Consider the following 20,697-nt stretch of genomic DNA (forward strand, 5'->3'; position numbering starts at 1 on the left):
TAAAAAAACGGACCTACTCATCAAAGAGCAGGTCCGTTTCACGTTTAAAAAAGTTTCAATTGTTGTTCTGATTGCTCTGCAACTAACTCCTCTGATTTCAACCAGTCTGTGATGGGTTGCAGAATACGCAACGCTAAGAGTACAGGCACAGCATTTCCAATTTGCTTATACTGCTTATCTAACCGGTTATTTAATTGCGTTTTCATATTACCACCATCATAAAATTCGAACCAATCCGGAAACGTCTGGATACGGGCCGATTCCCGAACACTCATACGACGATTAGAACCCACTAAGCTCCATTCATCTTTTCCTATTTTTTGCATTGCTTCTCCGCCTGGCCACAATTGTGCTTGTCTACCAGATGCTTGAATCGTAAAGGCTTGTTCTGTCCATTTCTTTTTACGATTGCGAGATAAATACATCGGAGAAAAGCCACCACTATACACATCAGCTGGTTCCTTCGGTAAATCTGAAATCGTCTCTTCTAAAGTCACGTAAGGATATTTTCCTAAAGGGCCATGCGTAGGCTCTGGAAATGTATATCTGAATGAGACATCTTTTCGTACACCGATGATAAAGACACGTTCCCGAAGTTGCGGCACCCCGTAGTCTCGAGCATTGACCAGTTGGTAATTCACTTCATATCCTGCTGCAGCAAAGTCTTCAATGATTTGGCGCGCTACTTCCCCTTTTCCTAAAGTCAATAATCCTTTTACGTTTTCAGCGACGAATACTTTAGGTCGTGCTTGCATGATCGCTCGAATGAAATGGATATATAAAAAATTTCGCTCATCATCAATCAAGCGTGGACCCGCTGAACTGAATCCAGGACAAGGAAATCCACCAAGTATGACATCACATTCAGGAAAGTGTTTGATTTTCCGTATGTCTCGACCGTCTTGAAAGACGTCTGTCGAAAAGTTCATCTTGTATGTGACTGCGGATTCTCGAAACATATCATTCGAAAAGATTGTCTCTGTCACGTTCCCTTTTGATACCAACTCATCAAAAGTCTCTTTTGATCGAAAGACTCGTTTGATGACATCTTCTCCGTGAAGACTGACAAAACCAGCAAGTTCTAGTCCTAAGTCTAATCCTCCTGCTCCAGAAAATAGGCTAATCACGCTATGCGCTTTTGTTGAGCGTTTAATATCAGAAAACAATGCTGTATCATCTGTCTCAAAAATACGATTCGTTTCCTCTTGGATTTTTTCAAACAACACATTTTTCACGTCTATTTCTTCATATTCAGTTAAAGGACGGTACTTTGCTCGTCCTCGTTCGTTTAGTTTCATGAGTTTACCTCCTGGCAACATCCTCTTGCCTTTATTATAAGCGAGCATCTGTTAAAAGGCCAGCGTTCTAATTAAATCGTAGAATAATTGATTTTGAGACACCCTATTTTTTTGAATACCAGTTATCCACATGTGGATAACCCCATTTATGGTATACTTATGGCACTTATCCACAAGTAGAAATGAGGAAACTAACATGTCTCGTGAACTTTATCCAATCGTCGTCAAATCAGAATGGATTGAATCGATTCGAAGCGGTTATCCCGCTTTACGCAAAGAAATGTTCGAAGCTTTGCACCATGTCAAAGAGGCAGGCGGACTGCTTCATCTGATGACAGAACATAAAGAATACCTCGCGACTGGTTATTTTGGCAAGCAGGAAAAAGGTGTCGGTTGGACCCTCTCGATGGACGAGCAAGAAGCGATCGATGTCGCCTTCTTCAAGCAACTTTTTGAAAAAGCGTTAGACAAACGAAATGAATTTTTTGAAGAGTACTCAGAAGCCTTCCGTATTTTTAACGGCGCTGGGGATGGTATCGGTGGATTGACGATTGATTGTTATGATCATCATTACCTCATTACATTCGAAAATGAAGGCATCTATACATTCCGTCCACTGATTCTTGAAGCTCTTGAATCACTACTAAATTATAGAAGCATTTATGAAAAACGAGACTTCCTAGTCGATCTTCAACCGGTCAAAGGTGACGACTTTTTGAAGGGGGAACGAGGCGATTTTCCTGAAGTCGCGCAAGAATATGGTGTGTTGTATGAATATGACTTGGACGCTGGTATGCGGACTGGTTTTGACATCGCCCAACGTGAACTTCGCCGAATCCTTCTCGATTCCGTCGAACGAAAGACCGTACTTAACCTCTTTTCCGATACAGGAACGCTGACAGTAACTGCCCTTTATGGTGAAGCTGCTCGAACGACAAGCGTTGATTTCTCGACACGTAGTCGAAATAAGACAAAAGATAATCTGATGTTGAATAGTTTTACTCCTGAGAAACAGAAGATTTTAGTTCAGGATGCGTTCGACTACATCGAACAAGCGGATAAAAAGACTCGTTTTGACGTTGTCTTGTTCCATCCGCCTGTACAAGTCAATACACGGACACGTCAGTTTCGGACCGAACAGGATCTCGCCCTTTGGATCCAAAAAGTCATTCATCTGACGAATCGCGGAGGACTGCTTGCGATTACGACAGATAGTCCTACTCTTGATGCGTCACAATTGAAAAAAGCTGTGGAGCAGGCTTTCAACAAATTGCGTCAAAAATTCGAAGTCGTGTGGGAGCAACCGGAGCAGAAAGATTTCCCGACTCCTCCTTCCATGCCACAACTCGCTCCAAAAAGCATTCTTGTTCGCCGTAAATGATCTGTTATCTAAAAAATCCGCTACTGAATTTTTCAGTAACGGATTTTTTTATAATTTTAACAGGAAATGTAAAATGAATGGAGAATCATTTTTTATGAGTTGGATAGACACTTACCTTACCAAAATGTGATGTTTGATCAAATCGTTGATAGAGATCGTTTAACGCATCGCGTTCATAAGGAATCTGCTCTTCAATCCGAATCTCGATGACACCCTCTTCCACTAAATGAACGAGTTCTGATAAGTGACGTTGCTGTTGTTTCATCTCCTCTACTTTTCCTTTCAGTAACGGAAGCGCGACGAACACAGCTTCAAGGGACAAGGCTTTACTATGCATCATCGTTAAATCTTGTGTCGTCCGTGTCGCGATCGAAATGATGCGTCCCCGCTCTTTTGCGAGTATGAACGATTCTTGTAAATGGTCACCGCCGACTGTATCAATGATGACGTCGAATCCGTCCAGATCCAGTCGGTTTAGCAACGCTTCAGCCGATTCTTCCTTGTACCGATGAACGCGGATCCCTTTTGCTTCTAGCCAAGCTGCCTTCTCGTCAGAAGAGGCGCTCGCTGTGACGTCACATCCATAATGACGAGCAAGTTGTACGGTAAGATGTCCTACTCCACCCGTTCCACCTGCTACATAAACACGGATGCCTGGGGTAATCGCGATCCGCTCTTTTAAAATTTCCATCGCCGTCAACCCAATCACCGGTAAACAACCAGCAACCTCAGCCGAGACCCCTTCCGGTCGTAAGACTGCCATCTGTTCAGGTACAAGCATTTCTTCCGCTAGCGCACCGGCACGTGTTCCAAGTCCGCCACCGAATGCGACGATGCGATCGCCGATAGAAAAAGACGTCACACCCTCGCCGATCTCAATGACTTTCCCCGTTACATCGCCCTGGAGGATTCCAGTCGTCGAAGCCGCCGCCACATGTCCGAAGAACATCTTCGTATCAAGTGGATTGATGCTCGACCCCTCGATTTGAACCCGTAATTCGTGTTTCCCCGCTTTTTCAGGTGTGACGTCTTTTTCTGTAAGTGATGCGTCTTTTCCATACCGATCGACTACGAATGCTCTCATGAAGAATTCCCCCTTTTTCATTATTAGTCTATCATGATTCAGAATTCTCTCACATTAGTCGTTCATGCTATGATGAAGGTATCTTATGACGAGAAGGGACGTTTTTGATTTGAAACAAGAATTGATTGATCGTCTAACTACATACGTGAAAGTCGATACACAGTCGAACTATGAGAGTACAACTGTTCCAACAACTGAAGGGCAATGGACACTGGCTCGTTTGCTCGTAGAAGAATTAAAGACAATTGGCATGGAAGAGGTCACGGTCGATGACAATGGTTATGTCATGGCGACGTTACCCGCTAATACAGATGCAGACATTCCGACAATTGGTTTCCTTGCTCACCTGGATACGGCAACGGACTTTACAGGTACGAATGTCCGTCCGCAACTCGTGGAAGCATATGACGGAAATCCAATCACGTTAAGTGAAGTACCGTCCGTCATCCTGTCGCCAACTGATTTTCCGGCACTACACAACTATGTTGGTCATACCTTAATAACAACGGATGGTACGACATTACTCGGTGCCGATAATAAAGCCGGAATCGCAGAAATCATGACAGCAATGCATCATTTGATTTCACATCCAGAAATCAAACATGGTCGTATTCGTGTTGCCTTTACGCCAGATGAAGAAATCGGTCGTGGACCGCATCAATTCAATGTCGAAGCATTCGATGCCACGTATGCTTATACGGTCGACGGCGGTCCGCTAGGTGAACTCGAATACGAAAGCTTTAATGCGGCGGCGGCAAAAATCGTCTTCCACGGAACGAATGTTCATCCAGGAACAGCAAAAGATAAGATGGTTAATTCGCAGAAACATGCGATGGCATTCCACGATCGTCTTCCTGGAGAAGAGTCTCCTGAATTCACGGATGGTTTTGAAGGATTCTTCCACCTGATTTCCTTTGACGGTTCTGTCGAAAAAACGACGCTCGACTACATCATTCGTGATTTCGATCGTGAGGCGTTCGAAGGACGGAAACATTTCTTGTCTGCCCTTGTCGATGAGTGGAACAAAAAGTATGGCGCCGGCAGTGTCGAAATCGATTTACACGATCAGTACTACAACATGCGCGAAAAAATCGAACCCCATATGCACATCGTCGATATCGCTCATGCAGCGATGGAGTCGCTTGACATCACACCAATTATTAAGCCAATTCGTGGTGGAACGGATGGATCACAACTTTCATACATGGGTCTTCCGACACCGAACATCTTTACCGGTGGCGAGAACTACCATGGCAAGTTTGAATTCATTTCGGTCGATAATATGGTCAAAGCAACACAAGTGATCATTACCATCGCTCAAGGATTTGAACAAGCTTCGCGCTAATTAAAAAGCAGATTCTCAGCGCTGAGAATCTGCTTTTTCTCATGTCTGGCGTTGTTGTTTTTTCAAGCGATAGATGTAACCAATCAGCAAAAAGATAATCAACGTCGAGGCAATCATGAGTTCCTTCGACCATTCACCGACGAAGGAGTTGGAATTTTCCTCAATCTCTCGCTCAGGCATCTGTTCTTTCATCTGGTCTGCTTGGCGCTTCGTGATTTTAAAGCTGTCTTTCCACTTCCACGTCTTTTCTTTTCCTTCAACACGGATATTAATTTGATACGTACCTGGTTCTAAGATTCCTGTCGTTTCAATCGGTGTTCTCATATAAATCGACGGAGCAAATCGAACTTCCGTCGCTTTCCGAACGACGACTTTTTTGCCTTGCGTGACGACGGCTTCGAACTTCATAGGCTGACTGATCGTCGGTACCTGATTGGCTAGCTTAACAAAGACAGTCGGTCTAGAAAAAGACGACTTTGCCTCTACCCCTTCGTACGTAATCTCGGGCGCCAGATCTTTAATCGAAGATCGGACTTTCAAACCGATGATGTAAGAGTGACGATTTTGAATACCGATTGTATTTTTTTCAGCTGTTTCTTTTTCTGGTTTCTTCTCGACCCGAACACCAGCTAACAAGGTACCGTCTAAATCGTTCACGATCTCAAGTGGTAAAGAAACGACTTTCGATTCGCCGCCCTTGATGAACGTCGATGTCGCGTTCGGTTGAATGAGATCCGTCAACGAAGTCGGAGCTAACGGGACCGGTTTCTTTTGATCGTAAACGATCAAACCATTATCGTTCGTCGTTGCATTCCGGATTGATGTCAAAAACGTATGATCATCAGGTCCGTGATTGAAAATCCGAACTTGAATGTTCGTCTTTTGTTTTGCCGTCATACGTAAATCAAAGTACGAGACACCAGAATCCACTTGGTAGGCATTCGGAACGGCTTCAATCGAAAAATTGACGCGATCTTCTGCAAAACTAGTCGAAGGTATGACGCAGAATAACAATCCATAAAGTAGTATAGCAAGACAACTGGCTCCCCATCGTTTCATCTTTGTCTTCACCTGCTTTCAAGTCAATTCACGACATCCGTAAGCGTCCAGTCGAGTGTTGCGGTGTGTGTGCCTTGCACTTGAGAATTGATTGGTACATTGAGTTTGATGTAATCGTTATCGGTTCCGTTACCCTTCCAGTAAATTTGCCAAGTTGAGAACGTTCCTTCTGGGGATGTTAATATCGTTTGCGCATCTCCTGCATTTCCTGGTGTCAATGTTATATCTCCTGTCGTAGGTGCCGCGAATCCTGATACATTCACTAATGTTTGAACAGTACCGGCATCAATGGATAACGTCGAACCTATTAACGAGGGTGTTCCACCTCCATCTATAAAGTCTCCCAACTTCACGGTTACTTCCCATTCTGTCCGATTAACCCGTCGATCCGTTACTTGGAGAAATGGTTTTTGATCGGTCGCCTTAAACTCAGCTTTATTGGAAAGCAATTCGTTTGATCCAAAATCAAAGTTAGGTGCATAGTCGAGTGTCAATGCTCCAGTATTTCCTGTAGGTGTATTTCCGCCGTTTTTGTCTGGTTCATATGGATTGTTCGGATCCCGATCATCTGGATCCACGATGACCGGTGCTTCATTCGACGTGAACGTAATTTTTGCCGTCGACTCGCCAGTAGAAGTCGCCGCCCATGCAGTGGTTGTTCCTAAAACCAAAGCCGTACTCATCAATACCGTCGAAACAGCGAAACGTTTCTTCATCTCTGTTCTCTCCTTTTCATGGTGCATTGATTAAACTCCATTGGATGTCCGCGCTATACGATGAAGGTTTTGGATATTTGCCAGTTAAGTCGAGAATAATCCCTTCGTTTTCTGCGTAGGTTAACGGTGTCTGATTCGAGCTTACCGACATCGTTCCTGTTGCGATTTCAATAGCAGTCGCTTGTAACAATTGAGTTTTGGAAGTTGTCTTAAAATAAAGAACATCATTTAACACATGATTTTCTTTACTCGTCAAAGGACGACTGAGACTTGCTTGTAACTTCCAGTTGTAACCTTCTGCATTTTCATGCGAAATAGAAATCGTCATTGGAGACAAGCGAGGAATAATTTTCTCACGTCCTGTCAACTCATGACCTCCGAAGTCTAACGAATCCGGTACGATTAAGTTGAATGTTGGTCCGATTCCAAGTGTTGCTGTTGCCGTACCACCACTTAAAACATTTAAATCGACTAACCCCTCTGCTAAAACACTCCGAAATGTGTAGACTTTATCGACTCCGACTGGTAAATTTCCAACTTTGAAAGATAAGGTGAATCGATCGCTACTTAGAAGAGATAGCTTTAATAAAGAGCTAACATCAGCATAGATTTGGTTATTTGTTCGATCGATTATTGCTGTCACATCTCTCGTTTGCGTTCCAATCCCAAGTAATCCACTATAGCGATATTGCAGTTGGACGGAACTCGTTTCAATACTTCGCATCACTTCTGGTGGTAGTCGAAAAATAATATATCCACTTGATAAATTTAAGCTCAACAATCCAGAAACAGTATTTTCTAATGTAATCGTTTGAGTCGTTCCATTATAGGAAGCATCTAAGCTTGATGTTCCGAGCAGTGCTACTCCAGCAAGTGTCGGTGCAACCGCTTGTTGCTTCTCTTGTCTTGGTTTAATTGGATTTAAGACAGGTGCTGTAATTTCGCTCGATGATTCTTCTTCAGAATCAGGCTGCTCGGGAACTTCATTGTCCTCTTCATCTGGAGCTATCTCAGGTGTTGATGAATCTTCATTCTCGGTTGGGGGTGTCTCAGGTGTTGGTAGGTCTTCGCTCTCGGTTGGAGGTGTCTCGGGTGTCGGTGGGTCTTCACTCTCGGTTGGAGGTGTCTCGGGTGTCGGTGGGTCTTCACTCTCGGTTGGAGGTGTCTCAGGTGTTGGTGGATCTTCATTTTCGGTTGGAGGTGTCTCAGGTGTTGGTGGATCTTCATTTTCGGTTGGAGGTGTCTCAGGTGTTGGTGGATCTTCATTTTCGGTTGGAGGTGTCTCAGGTGTTGGTGGATCTTCATTTTCGGTTGGAGGTGTCTCAGGTGTTGGTGGATCTTCATTTTCGGTTGGAGGTGTCTCAGGTGTTGGTGGATCTTCATTTTCGGTTGGAGGTGTCTCAGGTGTTGATGGGTCTTCACTCTCGGTTGATGGCGTCTTCTCTACTTCTACAAGCTCTTCGCATTGTTCAATTTCCTCTTTTTCCAACAAGTCCTTTTTCTTTGGATCACTCAACGTCTCTTCACAAAACGATGACGTCAAAGGGTCTGGAATCTCGAATTCCTCAGTCGTCGCATGACTGTGCGGAATCGGAAAGCTTGTTGCCAGTAGAATCATTAAGATGATAAAAAGATTCGGCGATCGATTTCGATACAAATGCACCCCTCCCATCCTTATGACCTATTTCTATTGACCTATATCTCTATCTACCTTCTGAATAAGGTAAATAAACCATTAAAATGGAATTTAAAAGATAAAAAATGTATCGTTATTTATTAATATAATAAAATTTAGTACCAATAAAGGTTTAGTCAGTTGATTTATTATAATGAAATAAAAAGATGTGCTTGTCTCCAAGCACATCGAGTTTTAATTCTTTTCTTCTGTTGTAGCATCTGGAATCGGTAGTTGGACCATACTCCCCGATCCACTGACGAGTGGTGACTTCCCGTCCCATTTCTTGACAGCTTCGTATTGAATCATTTCTTCTGTCAGTGTCTTCTGTAGTTCTTTTTGAGCTTTTGCTAAACCTTGGGCTTCGATCAAACGGGCATCTGCTGCTCCTTTCGCTTCTACGCGAAGACGCTCTGCTTCTGCTTTAGCGATTTCAAGATCCGTTTTCTTTTTATCGAGTTCCTGCGACGCTTTGACACGCGCATCGATTGCTTCCTGTGTCTTTTCATCTGGTTTCGGCGCACCGAGTGCGACATCTTCGATGATAAAACCGATGTCCTTGACGTCTTCTGCAAACTGCGTCTGAATGCTCGTCGAGACATTCCCTGATTTTTCACCGAACAGTTCAAGGACAGTAACTTTCGAGATTTGCTCACGCGATGCATCATAGAGACGTTGTTTCAGATACCCTTTTGCAATCTCATCGATTTCAATCGGTCCGAACTTATTGAAGACTTTCGTCACCTTATCCGGTGAGACGGAGAAGCTGTATGTAAAGTCAACGACGATGTTCTTTCCGTCCTTGGTCGCAAGCGTCATGTTCTCAAGTGCTTTTGTCTGTGTCCGAATCGGATACTCCGTCACTCGTGTGATCGGTGAAACAACATGCCAGCCTTGCGATAACGTCTCATCTTTGACACCGCTTGACGGTGTATAGACGACACCAACTTGTCCAGGTTCGATTTGTTCAACGATGAACGGCGTTGTTGCAAGCAACGCTAGTACGAGCACACCAGCGATGATCATCGATGGGCGAATTTTTTTCTTCGGTTTGATTTCTCTCATTCTGAATCTCCTTTATCGATCTTTTCTTGGATATAGCGGTAGAGTTCCATGCCAAGCAAAACGATGAGGGCGAAAAACAATAATGTGAAAAAGATGGCCATCTAACCCCTCCTCTAACGAATTCCTTATCTTGTTCTACGCATTCATCTGGAAAATGTTTCATTTTTTAAAATGTCTGGTTGCTTATTTTTAATTTCTGTCCTAATATGGAGGGAACTTTGCCTGCTCTACGACAGATCACGATTTGTGGTACACTCGAATGAGCACATCACTTACTAGAAACGAGGGTTCATCTCTATATGATTACAGTACAAAACGTCGGTCTTCGCTTTGCAGACCGAAAATTATTCGAAGACGTCAACATCAAATTCACACCAGGTAACTGTTATGGTCTAATCGGCGCGAATGGTGCCGGTAAATCGACATTCCTGAAAATTCTCGCTGGTGATATCGAAGCACAACAAGGCGATGTCATCATCACACCAGGCGAACGGTTAGGCGTTCTCCGTCAGAACCATTACGAATACGAAGAATTCCAAGTCATCGAAACGGTTATGATGGGACACAAACGTCTCTACGAAGTCATGAAAGAAAAAGATGCGATCTATATGAAAGAAGACTTCTCAGACGAGGACGGCATGCGTGCTGCTGAACTCGAAGGTGAATTCGCTGAAATGAACGGTTGGGAAGCGGAGTCGGAAGCAGCAATGCTTCTTCAAGGACTTGGCATTAAAGAAGACCTTCATTCGAAAACGATGGCTGAGCTGACAGGATCGGAAAAGGTCAAAGTCTTGCTTGCCCAAGCGTTGTTCGGTAAACCAGACATTCTCTTACTCGATGAGCCGACGAACGGACTTGATTTGAAAGCCGTCAAATGGCTCGAGGAATTCCTAATCGGATTTGAGAATACGGTCATCGTCATTTCCCACGACCGTCACTTCTTGAACAACGTCTGTACGCACATGGCGGATCTAGATTACGGTAAGATTCAACTATATATCGGAAACTACGATTTCTGGTATGAATCAAGTCAGCTTGCTTCACGTATGGCAAGTGACCAAAACAAGAAAAAAGAAGAGAAGATCAAAGAACTTCAAGCCTTCATCGCGCGTTTCAGCTCAAACGCTTCGAAAGCGAAACAAGCGACGTCACGGAAGAAATTGCTTGATAAAATCACACTCGATGACATTCGTCCGTCGTCACGCCGTTATCCGTTCGTCGGTTTCACACCGGAACGTGAAATCGGAAATGATCTCTTGATGGTCGACGGTATCTCGAAGACGATCGATGGTGTCAAAGTCCTTGATAACGTTCGTTTCTCATTGAACAAAACGGATAAGGTCGCGTTCATCAGCCAGAGTGATATCGCAATCACAACACTGTTCAAAATCCTTATGGGTGAGATGGAACCGGACAGCGGTACGTTCAAATGGGGCGTTACGACTTCGCAGTCGTACTTGCCAAAAGACAACTCGGAATTCTTTGAAGGCTCGGATAAAACGATTCTCGATTGGCTCCGTCAGTATTCGCCGGCAGATGAGAGCGATACGTTCCTCCGTGGATTCCTCGGTCGGATGCTCTTCTCAGGAGAAGAAGTCATGAAGAAAGCTTCTGTCTTATCTGGGGGCGAAAAAGTCCGTTGTATGCTTTCAAAAGCAATGCTCAGCGGTGCTAACGTCCTCGTACTCGACGATCCAACGAACCACTTGGATCTCGAATCAATTACGGCACTCAACGATGGCTTGATCGCTTATAAAGGCGCAATGCTCTTCAGCTCGCATGACCATCAGTTCGTCGAAACAATCGCGAACCGGATCATCGAGTTGACGCCAAACGGTATCGTCGATAAAGAAACGACATACGATGAGTACTTGAACAATGATACGATCCAACAGCAACTAACAGCGTTATACGCGCAATGATTTTAAAAGAGACCGGAACTGTCGTTTCGGTCTCTTTTTTTGAACACATTAAAGGAGGAATGCGATATGCGGCATCGCGTATGCGCGGCGTTGATTGAAGAGCAACAGATCCTAATGGTCGAGTTACACACGCCTTCCCGGACATTTTGGACGTTACCGGGCGGAGGTGTCGAGAGCAATGAAACAAAAGAAGAAGCTATCGTACGTGAAGTATTAGAAGAGACACATCTTCACGTCACGGTCGAACGACAACTCTACGAGATTTCGATCGATCAAGGAACGGAGACGTGTTTTCTCGTCCGACGTGTCACGAATAGTTCTGTACTTCAACTCGGGATTGATCCTGAACTACCACTTGATCAACAAGAATTACGAGCTGTTCGATTTCGACCACTGAATGAGATGCAAAATGATCCTCAGATTTCCCGTTTGCGCCTACTATCGTAACGATATAATCATTTGATGAAACGAAAGTTTAATCACAATACTTATATTTAAAATTAGCAGTCGGTAACTGATCTTTTAGTTGATCCAAAAGTACGTGAACAGTCGATGAAAGATGGAATCGGTATGCGTATTGGTCATCTATCCGGCTTAACGAGCGGTCAAAAATCATATACGAATCGATAAGATGCTAAAACGGATTCCCAGGCACGGGAATCCGTTTTTTCATGCGTTGTTCTTCTTTTGTTTCGCCGCTTCTTCTTCGACACGTTGCAACAGCCCATGAACGATTTTCTCATTCTCTCGCTCGCCTCCAAGCGACAACAGACTCTTTCCAACAAAATTGGCTCCTTCGTTCTTCCCTGTATAAATCAACAGACATCGATCAGGTCCGAGTGGTTTGAGTGTAAATGTCATCTCGATCTTGAATATTTTAGCCAACGTAAATCCGATCGTATTTTGTTTGAAGTCGGGTTCGTTCGTATAAGCCAAATCGGTCACGATATAGGTTTCAAGTCGGTTACCCTGCATGTACGTTTGACGATACGTCGAACCGACCACACCCGGTTTTCGTTCGATTACCTCGTGCTGGACGACGTTTGGAATCAAACGCTGCAATCGCGTGTGATCAAACAAGTGCCATGCTTCCTCAATCGGAATATCGAGCTGTCGTTCTTCTCTCCACGTAATCATAGATCCGCCCCCTTTTCTATAGAAATACCCTGTCATCCGGTCTTGTAACGTCCGGTGACAGGGCGGGAGCAGATTCTTATTTTACTGTGCTTGTTTCAAGGGCTGCACCGAGGAACTTGGCCAGTTCGAGCATACCGTAGCGTCCTGCAGCTGCCTCAGCATCCGAATTATAGTTCGTATTCGTATTGACGTCATACGTATAGATCGTACCTGACGCATCCTTGATGAACTCGATGCCTGCGACCGCAATCTGGTTCGCTTGGAGGAAGGCTTCATACTTTTGGATGATCGGATCATCGAAGCTTTCAACAATTTGGAACTTCATCGGCGTTTGCGGTGCTTCTTCACCAACTGGGCAAAACAGGTCGTCAATCACACACGCATCCGCTGGGCAAAGTTCGAATCCTTCCGACGTATCGACTTGGACCGCGTAGACGAATTTTCCACCCACGAACTCACAGCGCGTGATATACGGTTCTGGTGCTTGGATGTACTCTTGAATCAACGTGATGCCATCGACTGGTTCGTCAAATGTCGGACCATCGAGGTAGGCTTCAAGTGCTTCAATTGAGTGGAATAACTGGACGCCGAGACCTTTCCCGGCACGGTTGTGTTTCGTGATGAATGACGAAACGCCGATCTCTTTTGCCGCTTGCACGATTTGATCACGTCCGACTGCAGCCGTCGTCTTTGGTACACGGATGCCTGCTTTACGTAGTGCTGTATACTGATTGACTTTGCTGACTTCAAGGCGGAGCGCACGCGTTCCGTTGAAGACGGTCCGGTCGTGTTCTTCTAACCAAGCAAGGACCCCTTCCGTCAACTCCGGCGCGTAACGGTGCCCGCGTGTATGCGAAGAGGCACTCATCCGGCTGTAAAAGACGCCTTCTGGCGGTAGTTCATCGAGTGGAACGATTCCTTCATTTAGATGCCACTCTTCATACGGTAACTCAAGTTCTTCGAGACGTTTGATGAGATGGTCCGTCCATTCTTGGTTTTCGTGGAGAATATGAATTTTTGTCATGATTGTTGACCTACCTTTCGTTTCGCTTCGACCAGTGGCATTACGTCACGAGCAAAGCGTTCCATTTCTTCGAGTTGTGGTGAGAATTGTAACAAGAGTAACGTGACACCGACGGCTTCGAACGCTAGAATGCGTTCCGCAATTTGTTCTGGTGTTCCGATCAAGTTCGGTCTTAGACCACGGTTCGAGACGGAATAATCGTTTCGCTCGACCTGTTGCTCCAGTTGCGATTTACTGATGAAATCCTGATAACCGGCATAACCGGCGCTGTCTTCCTTGACGTCCGTAATGCGTTGCCACTCAAGAAGCGCTTCTTCTTCCGTATCCCGACAAATGATGTAGGCAGCAAGACCGAAACTCTCGAGCGGTGCGTGTCCCGTCGATTCCCGGCGTACTTTCATATCGTTGATTTTATGGGCTACTTCTTCGACCGTGCCCCCGTGCATGACATAAGCGTCACAGTGTTCGACGATTGTCCGCTTTCCAGCTTCACTCTCTCCACCAGCGTAGAGCTTGATGCCTGGACGCTGGACGGGCTTCGGATGAAGTTCCGCCTGCTCGATCGTGTAGTGATTACCGGAGAAGCTATACGGTGACGCATCTGCCCATAATCCTTTCATGACCGTGACGAATTCTTCCGTCCGAGCATAGCGTTCATCGTGTGCTGTGAAGATACCGTTGTATTGTTTGGCTTCCTCTGCCCACCACGCCGAAACGACGTTGAGCGTAAAGCGTCCACCACTCAACTGATCGATGTTTGCCGCCATCTTCGCCGTCGTCGCTGGATTATGGAACCCAGGACGAACCGCTGTCATGATTTCTAAGCGTTCTGTCGTTGCAGCAATCGCAGCTGCCGTCGTCCATGCCTCAAGACTCGGTTCCTTGATGCCTTTGATGTCGTTCAAGTTCAATTCCGCGATCAACGTCGTCGAGAAGCCGATCCGTTCTGCTGTTTGTGCGACTTGTTTTGCATAATCGAATGTCGGTGGCATCTGTTCATCCTCGACGTTACGTAACCATCCCCCAAAAATCGGTAACCAAAAACCATACTCCACTCCATCGTCCCCCTTATCATAAAAAAAACGCTCTTTTCGAAGTTCGAAAAGAGCGACGGTATCTTGTCCTGTCCGCTCTTATCTTCAGAAGGTATCCCTTCCTGGAAGTAGCACCTTCCGCCACAGCGGGGTTGCTGAAGTGTCTTCGGGCCAGTCCCTCGACTTCTCTAGATAAGATGTGTTGCATTCATCGTACAAAATTCACTGAACTAAAGCAACCATTAAACCGTCTTTTCCAATCGGAATTATTTCGAGCATAAAAAAATCCCGACGTAGTGTCGGGATCCGGTATTAATATGGTGCGACGAAATCTGATGTCTGCTCTGGTGCTTGTTCACCACGAACACGATCATAGAACTTGGCTAGTGTGACGCTGAAGTATGGTCCGACCCACAGGATAGCAAGACCAAGAGTAACGATCACGAGTAATGCCCAACCAATGAATGATAGGAAGAGTAAGAATGCTTCCATCTTATGACCGTCCATGAGTTGACGCGAGCGTGTGATTGCCTCGAGGATACCAATCGACGGTTCATCCCGAAGGATGTAGAACGTCAACAAGTAAGAGAACGATTTGATGATCCCTGGAATGATCAAGAGCAACGTCCAAAGTGCGATGAAAATGAATTGAACGATTGCGAGCCCGACCACTTTCAGGAACATCCCGTATGGCTCAAATAGACCTGTCACTTTCGCTTCTTCTCCACGAGCAATCGACATGGCAATCCATGTCCAACCGACTCCTAATGGAATCAGTAAAATCGATACTAACATTACGACGAGATCCATGCTATTTGACGGCTCATCGATATCCGATCCAAATAAGTTAGGAACACCCTGAATGATACTAAACAGCAGGAATGCTAGGACTGCAAATCCCCAACGACCGCTGAGCGACTCCTTCGCTGCTTTTTTTAATTGAGATGACATGAGTAAGGTCCTCCTTGAAAAATAAGTTCTCACCTTACTTTACGGTCGAATTCTTCTAATGTTTCACTCTTTTTTCAATAATTTCCCGTCTCGTTGCTGGTTGAGCCAAGCACGCTCAAGTTGTCGTTCACACGCTGTATATAGCGATCGTCGACCGTCGAGGCGTTCCATCGCGAACGGAATACCATGTTTTTTCGCCTGTGCAATGACATGTGCACTCGCCGCATGAGAGACACGGCTCGTCACGACGACGATGGCATCCGTCTTTTTGGAGAGACAAGCAATCTTTTTCGCAGACTGTGCGTCTCCTGCGAGATGAATCAATTCGATTCCTGTTGGCGCAAAGAACTCACGATAAACAGCCGTTTGTTGTTCGTTTCCAACGATGACGAGGCGCATACCTGTGAAGCGCGTGAAATCAAGCGGTGTCTTATCGACGAAATCCATCAATTGTCCAGGTACAGCTGTCGTCACGATTGGTTCGATCTTTCGCTCTTTTTGAACACGAATGCGCTGCTGCACTTTTTTAGCCTTCGGAACCGTTTGTCGTTTCATTTTTCGTGCATACCGATTTGACTTTTTCGTTGTCACAGGCGTCTTCACTACCGGTTGCTTGACCTCAGATGGACGGTTTGATGATGTGTTGACGATCGGCTCTTCATACGTGAACGGATGTTTCCAAGCAATCGTTAGTGTATCTTTCCGTCCGCGCCACATGGCGAGATCGACGAGTTGTCCTGCTTCTAGTCGGAAATAGCGCATGTCTTCTACTGGTACGACATAATAAAACGGTCTGTCCGACTCATCTTGCAGTGGACCATTCACCGTTTCCTCAATGATTCCATGTGCCTTGACGATGGCTTGTTCAAACACGACACGTTCCGGATTTTCTCTCATTCGCTCCGTCGAGACGACGGCTTCAACACGGCACATCGTTTTTTGATCATCCTGATGATCGACACGGATCCGAACTTCCATGCCGTGCTCGAGATTCCAATCGCGGACGTCTCGTTCTGAAATATGACTGCCGGACCACTCTAGTAAAGTACCGCCTTTTAATCCCCGCTGAAACGTATAGGCATAACGTTGCTTGCGTACTGGCTCGATCGGTACTTGTGGTGGCATTACGACGGTCTGCTTCTCTCGTTTCACTTCGTCGATGACTAGTGTTTCTTGAACATCGCGCGGTGCATAATACGCTGACATCTTGACCCATTCGTCGATTCCGTTCACTTCGTCGAGCCAGAGTTGCCAATCTTCATACCGCTCCACGACTGCTAATTTCATCTGTACCAATTCAGTTGCTCGTTCCAACACCTGTTGCATCATCCGTAACCACTTCCTTTGCGTTTTTTTCACTATAGCAACGAAAAAACGTGGAAGTAGTTCAAAAAAATAACCGGGTTGTTTTTTTATTTAGGTACGTTGCTGAATTTCCACAGCCGGATCCTGACGCTTATATTTTGCAACGATGACAATTAAAACCGTGATGATCACAAGCAGGAACCAAGAAGACAATTTTCCAAGATCAACGACTGCCCAGCCTCCTTCTTGATGCGGATAGACCCAGCCTTTAAAGAACGTCACGATATTCTCTGCAATCCAAATGAAAAAGGCGATCAGTAAAAAGGACAGGACGAGCGGCATCCGGTAGATCGTCTGCTCGATCGTAAAATGAACCCAAGACTTATAGAAGACAAGGACGACGAGGACCATCAATAGCCAGCGTGCATCGAAGATCCAGTGGTGGGTGAAGAAGTTGAGATAGACGAGACTGCCGACGCTAATCGCAAGCCACGGGGGAGGAAATGCTATGAATCGTAATTGAAATCGCCGAAACGCCTGGCAGACATAGCTCGCGACGCTTGCATACATGAATCCTGCATATAAGGGAACACCAGCCACTTTCGTCAAAGCGTCTTCCGGATAACTCCAAGACCCGACGTTCACCTTGAACAGTTCAAGTGCTAGACCGATGACGTGAAACAATAAGATCAGTTTGAATTCTTCCATCGTTTCATAACGCGTGACGAGTAAGACGATTTGGATGAGAATACACCAGAGCAACAGGAGATCGTATCGAGCAACCGGTTCAGTAGGAAGATAACGTGAAAGAGCAAGCGCTGCGAAAATCATCACGGGAAAGACGCAACAGACGGCTTCTATATATGTAAAACGAATCAGGTGCCGGATCGCTTTCATTCTATCCCTCCTTTTTCTTCAGTATACGTTTCTCTTTTGACCTTCCCCTCCTTCTTAAGATGGAAAAAACGGAAAATTTCGTCTTTCTTCTTCCACTTTCCTCATGATACAGTTAACGAATCAATTATTTTTAAGAAATGAGGTGCCAGACATGACGCGTCATCGCGCTTCCTGGTTGTTACGCGCTACGTTAAAGTGGGGACTCTTCCTACTCGGTTTATTTTTACTCGCTCTTGGCTCATCGATGATGATCACGGCTGAACTCGGTGTCTCGACGTGGGACGTGTTGCATCTCGGTCTTCAAAAGAAGACACCACTATCCGTCGGAACGATCATCTTGCTTGTTGGTCTCTTACTCGTGTTCGTTAAATACGCGTTAGACCGTGTCACACCGCAAATCGGAACGCTCGTCAACGCGATTTTCGTCGGTGTCTTCATGAATCTTGTTCTTGGTTCTCATCTCTTACCGTCTTTTGAATCGATCTGGTTGAATACACTCTGGCTGATTTTCGGCATCTTTATCATTGGAATGGGCGCTGGTCTGTATGTCGCTGTCGGATACGGGGCCGGTCCACGCGATGGGTTGACATTGACACTTGCAGAGCGCTTTGGAACGTCGATTCGTCTGATGCGGACGATCATGGAAGTTACGGCATGCGGCATTGGCTGGTTGCTTGGGGGACCTGTTTTCTTCGGTACGATCCTCTCGATTTTCTTAATCGGACCGTTCCTGCAATTTTGGTTGTTCTATTTCCGCCGGATCATTGCAGCGATTGATGCAAAAGGACTTTCAGCGTCTGAACGCCATATTAGTTAAGTCGCCTGACTCGATATCATTCTGCGTGAATGATATCTTTTTTTATGTCAGAAGCAGATAAGTTGCGTCACCAAAATAAACACGTTATATTCGTTTACATATCAATCTTTGATACGTCAAAGGTTTCTTCGAACGAAGGGAAGGATGTGATGGATTGAGTATTTCCTGCAACGAAAAAGGACGTTTGATCTATGCACTCGTCTCCGTCAATAAGACGATTGCTCAAAAATTCGATCTCTGTACGGATGGTTTCAGTCAGACGCGAATGGATCTACTTGCTCAACTACAAGTCGATCAAACGATCAGTCAAAAAGAATTGCAAAAACGCGTCAATGTCGATCACGCGGCGGTGACCCGTCACCTCAAACACCTAGAATCGACCGGGATGATTGCTCGTGAGCGTTCAGCCGCTGACAATCGGGTGATTCTTGTTTCCTTAACGGAACAAGGGGCGACGCGCATCGCACGATTACGCGAACAAAAAGATGAGTTCCTCGAGAACTTACTCGAAGGATTCTCCGCTGAAGAACAACGGACGTTAGCTGAGATGATTCAACGCATCGAAGCGAACGCCGACACATTACCTAAATTAAAAGAGGAGTCGATTTAATATGGCAACGCAAACTCAAACAGACTTCATGGAAATCGTCAAAGGACGCCGTTCGATTCGTAACTACGATACAGACGTGAAGATCTCAAAAGAAGAAATGACACAAATCCTTGAAGAAGCAACACTCGCACCTTCTTCCGTCAACATGCAACCATGGCGTTTCCTCGTCATCGATAGCGAAGAAGGTAAAGCAACACTTGCACCACTCGCGAAATTCAACCAAGTTCAAGTCGAGACATCTTCTGCTGTCATCGCCGTCTTCGGCGACATGAACGCTGTTGATCAACTCGAGAACATCTACGATACAGCTGTTGCAAAAGGACTCATGCCACAAGAAGTACGCGATCGCCAAGTACCAGCGATCCAAGGGATGTACAGCAGTGTATCGGCGAACGATTTGAAAGACAGCATCTTGATCGACTCGGGTCTCGTCTCGATGCAATTGATGCTAGTCGCTCGTGCACACGGTTATGATACAAACCCAATCGGTGGTTACGAGAAAGATCAAATCGCGGAAGCATTCGGTCTTGAAAAAGAACGCTATGTACCGGTCATGTTGCTATCGATCGGTAAAGCAGTCGACGCTGGATATCCATCGGTTCGCCTACCAATCAACGATATCGCAGACTGGAAATAAGTTTTTTACACTATAAAAAAGAGAAAACACACAAGGGAGATTGAATAATTATGACTACTCAAACAACAACGGACTTCATGGAAATCGTCAAAGGACGCCGCTCGATTCGCAACTACGACACAAACGTAAAAATTTCAAAAGAAGAAATGACACAAATCCTTGAAGAAGCAACACTTGCTCCATCTTCAGTTAACATGCAACCATGGCGTTTCCTCGTCATCGATAGCGAAGAAGGTAAAGCGAAACTCGCACCACTCGCGAAATTCAACCAAGTTCAAGTCGAGACATCTTCTGCTGTCATCGCCGTCTTCGGTGACATGAACGCGGTCGACAGCATCGAGACAATCTACGACATGGCTGTTGAAAAAGGGCTTATGCCACAAGAAGTACGTGATCGCCAAGTACCAGCTATCAAAGGTTTCTACCGTCCAGAAGACGTTGAAACATTACGTGATAGCATCTTGATCGACTCAGGTCTCGTTTCGATGCAATTGATGCTCGTTGCTCGTGCACACGGTTACGATACAAACCCAATTGGTGGTTACGAGAAAGACCAAATCGCAGAAGCATTCGGTCTTGAAAAAGAGCGTTATCTCCCAGTCATGTTGCTTTCAATCGGTAAAGCAGTGGACGCAGGATACCCATCGGTTCGTCTACCAATCGCTGACATCGCAGAGTGGAAATAAGCGATATCACCTAGTCCGGATTCCTTTCATAGGAATCCGGCTTTTTTGTATACT

20 protein-coding genes and 1 riboswitch are annotated in these 20,697 nt (G+C 45.4%); of the genes, 8 read left to right on the top strand and 12 right to left on the bottom strand.

Annotation, left to right across the window (positions count from 1 at the left end; genetic code table 11):
• Positions 1-44: 44 nt before the first annotated feature.
• Positions 45-1,298 carry a DNA cytosine methyltransferase gene (locus tag L985_RS16275; protein WP_047390639.1) on the bottom strand — a complete coding sequence of 418 codons (1,254 nt, stop codon included), beginning with the start codon at positions 1,296-1,298 and terminating at the stop codon, positions 45-47.
• A 196-nt stretch (positions 1,299-1,494) separates the two neighbouring features.
• On the opposite strand from L985_RS16275, the gene L985_RS16280 reads away from it, so the two are divergent.
• Positions 1,495-2,679 (top strand): class I SAM-dependent rRNA methyltransferase, encoded by a 1,185-nt coding sequence (locus tag L985_RS16280; protein WP_047390637.1) that lies wholly within the window; start codon positions 1,495-1,497, stop codon positions 2,677-2,679.
• An 85-nt stretch (positions 2,680-2,764) separates the two neighbouring features.
• Here L985_RS16280 and L985_RS16285 read toward each other — a convergent pair whose 3' ends face one another.
• Entirely contained in the window at positions 2,765-3,763 is a 999-nt protein-coding gene (locus L985_RS16285) for a zinc-binding dehydrogenase (RefSeq protein ID WP_029342956.1), read from the bottom strand.
• Positions 3,764-3,872: 109 nt separating this feature from the next.
• Between L985_RS16285 and pepT the strand changes: the two genes are divergently transcribed.
• The gene (gene pepT / locus L985_RS16290; protein WP_047390634.1) at positions 3,873-5,108 is read left to right on the top strand and encodes a peptidase T; all 1,236 of its coding nucleotides are present in this window, start codon (positions 3,873-3,875) and stop codon (positions 5,106-5,108) included.
• A 39-nt stretch (positions 5,109-5,147) separates the two neighbouring features.
• Here the strand turns inward: pepT and L985_RS16295 are convergent, their stop codons facing one another.
• The 4 genes from L985_RS16295 to L985_RS16310 form a co-directional block, all read right to left on the bottom strand.
• Positions 5,148-6,167: a WxLIP family cell surface protein gene (locus tag L985_RS16295; RefSeq protein ID WP_047390631.1), complete on the bottom strand. Its 1,020-nt coding sequence runs from the start codon at positions 6,165-6,167 to the stop codon at positions 5,148-5,150.
• 23 nt (positions 6,168-6,190) lie between these two features.
• On the bottom strand, positions 6,191-6,883 hold the full coding sequence (locus tag L985_RS16300; protein WP_029342959.1) for a WxL domain-containing protein: 693 nt from the start codon (positions 6,881-6,883) through the stop codon (positions 6,191-6,193).
• Between the two features lie 16 nt (positions 6,884-6,899).
• A complete protein-coding gene (locus L985_RS17085; protein WP_071908840.1) occupies positions 6,900-8,540 on the bottom strand; it encodes a hypothetical protein in 1,641 nt (546 codons plus the stop codon).
• 213 nt (positions 8,541-8,753) lie between these two features.
• Entirely contained in the window at positions 8,754-9,623 is an 870-nt protein-coding gene (locus L985_RS16310; RefSeq protein WP_047394168.1) for a prohibitin family protein, read from the bottom strand.
• Positions 9,624-9,922: 299 nt separating this feature from the next.
• Here L985_RS16310 and L985_RS16315 point away from each other — a divergent pair, with 299 nt between their 5' ends.
• Entirely contained in the window at positions 9,923-11,545 is a 1,623-nt protein-coding gene (locus L985_RS16315; RefSeq protein ID WP_023469778.1) for an ABC-F family ATP-binding cassette domain-containing protein, read from the top strand.
• Positions 11,546-11,611: 66 nt separating this feature from the next.
• Entirely contained in the window at positions 11,612-11,992 is a 381-nt protein-coding gene (locus L985_RS16320) for an NUDIX domain-containing protein (protein ID WP_051656320.1), read from the top strand.
• 222 nt (positions 11,993-12,214) lie between these two features.
• On the opposite strand, the gene L985_RS16325 is transcribed toward L985_RS16320, so the two are convergent.
• From L985_RS16325 to L985_RS16350, 6 genes are all read right to left on the bottom strand, one after another.
• Positions 12,215-12,682 carry an SRPBCC family protein gene (locus L985_RS16325; protein ID WP_029342963.1) on the bottom strand — a complete coding sequence of 156 codons (468 nt, stop codon included), beginning with the start codon at positions 12,680-12,682 and terminating at the stop codon, positions 12,215-12,217.
• A gap of 76 nt (positions 12,683-12,758) precedes the next feature.
• Positions 12,759-13,706 (bottom strand): ATP-grasp domain-containing protein, encoded by a 948-nt coding sequence (locus L985_RS16330; protein ID WP_047394164.1) that lies wholly within the window; start codon positions 13,704-13,706, stop codon positions 12,759-12,761.
• A complete protein-coding gene (locus tag L985_RS16335; protein WP_029342965.1) occupies positions 13,703-14,761 on the bottom strand; it encodes an LLM class flavin-dependent oxidoreductase in 1,059 nt (352 codons plus the stop codon). Before L985_RS16335 ends, L985_RS16330 begins: the two co-directional genes overlap by 4 nt.
• A gap of 75 nt (positions 14,762-14,836) precedes the next feature.
• A riboswitch (SAM riboswitch) is annotated at positions 14,837-14,939 on the bottom strand.
• 113 nt (positions 14,940-15,052) lie between these two features.
• Positions 15,053-15,691, bottom strand: a complete 639-nt coding sequence (locus tag L985_RS16340) for a DUF975 family protein (RefSeq protein WP_047394162.1) — start codon at positions 15,689-15,691, stop codon at positions 15,053-15,055.
• Positions 15,692-15,754: 63 nt separating this feature from the next.
• Positions 15,755-17,020 carry a DUF2325 domain-containing protein gene (locus tag L985_RS16345; RefSeq protein WP_047394157.1) on the bottom strand — a complete coding sequence of 422 codons (1,266 nt, stop codon included), beginning with the start codon at positions 17,018-17,020 and terminating at the stop codon, positions 15,755-15,757.
• An 87-nt stretch (positions 17,021-17,107) separates the two neighbouring features.
• On the bottom strand, positions 17,108-17,893 hold the full coding sequence (locus L985_RS16350) for a DUF817 domain-containing protein (protein WP_047394154.1): 786 nt from the start codon (positions 17,891-17,893) through the stop codon (positions 17,108-17,110).
• A 103-nt stretch (positions 17,894-17,996) separates the two neighbouring features.
• On the opposite strand from L985_RS16350, the gene L985_RS16355 reads away from it, so the two are divergent.
• From L985_RS16355 to L985_RS16370, 4 genes are all read left to right on the top strand, one after another.
• A complete protein-coding gene (locus L985_RS16355; RefSeq protein ID WP_235609848.1) occupies positions 17,997-18,710 on the top strand; it encodes a YczE/YyaS/YitT family protein in 714 nt (237 codons plus the stop codon).
• A gap of 154 nt (positions 18,711-18,864) precedes the next feature.
• Complete coding sequence (locus L985_RS16360; protein ID WP_029342970.1) at positions 18,865-19,320, top strand: MarR family winged helix-turn-helix transcriptional regulator; 456 nt, start codon at positions 18,865-18,867, stop codon at positions 19,318-19,320.
• 1 nt (position 19,321) lies between these two features.
• Positions 19,322-19,957 carry a nitroreductase family protein gene (locus L985_RS16365; RefSeq protein WP_029342971.1) on the top strand — a complete coding sequence of 212 codons (636 nt, stop codon included), beginning with the start codon at positions 19,322-19,324 and terminating at the stop codon, positions 19,955-19,957.
• A gap of 50 nt (positions 19,958-20,007) precedes the next feature.
• A complete protein-coding gene (locus L985_RS16370) occupies positions 20,008-20,643 on the top strand; it encodes a nitroreductase family protein (protein ID WP_029342972.1) in 636 nt (211 codons plus the stop codon).
• The last annotated feature ends 54 nt before the right edge of the window (positions 20,644-20,697 follow it).

The organism is Exiguobacterium sp. ZWU0009 (assembly GCF_000798935.2).
Lineage (GTDB): Bacteria > Bacillota > Bacilli > Exiguobacteriales > Exiguobacteriaceae > Exiguobacterium_A > Exiguobacterium_A acetylicum.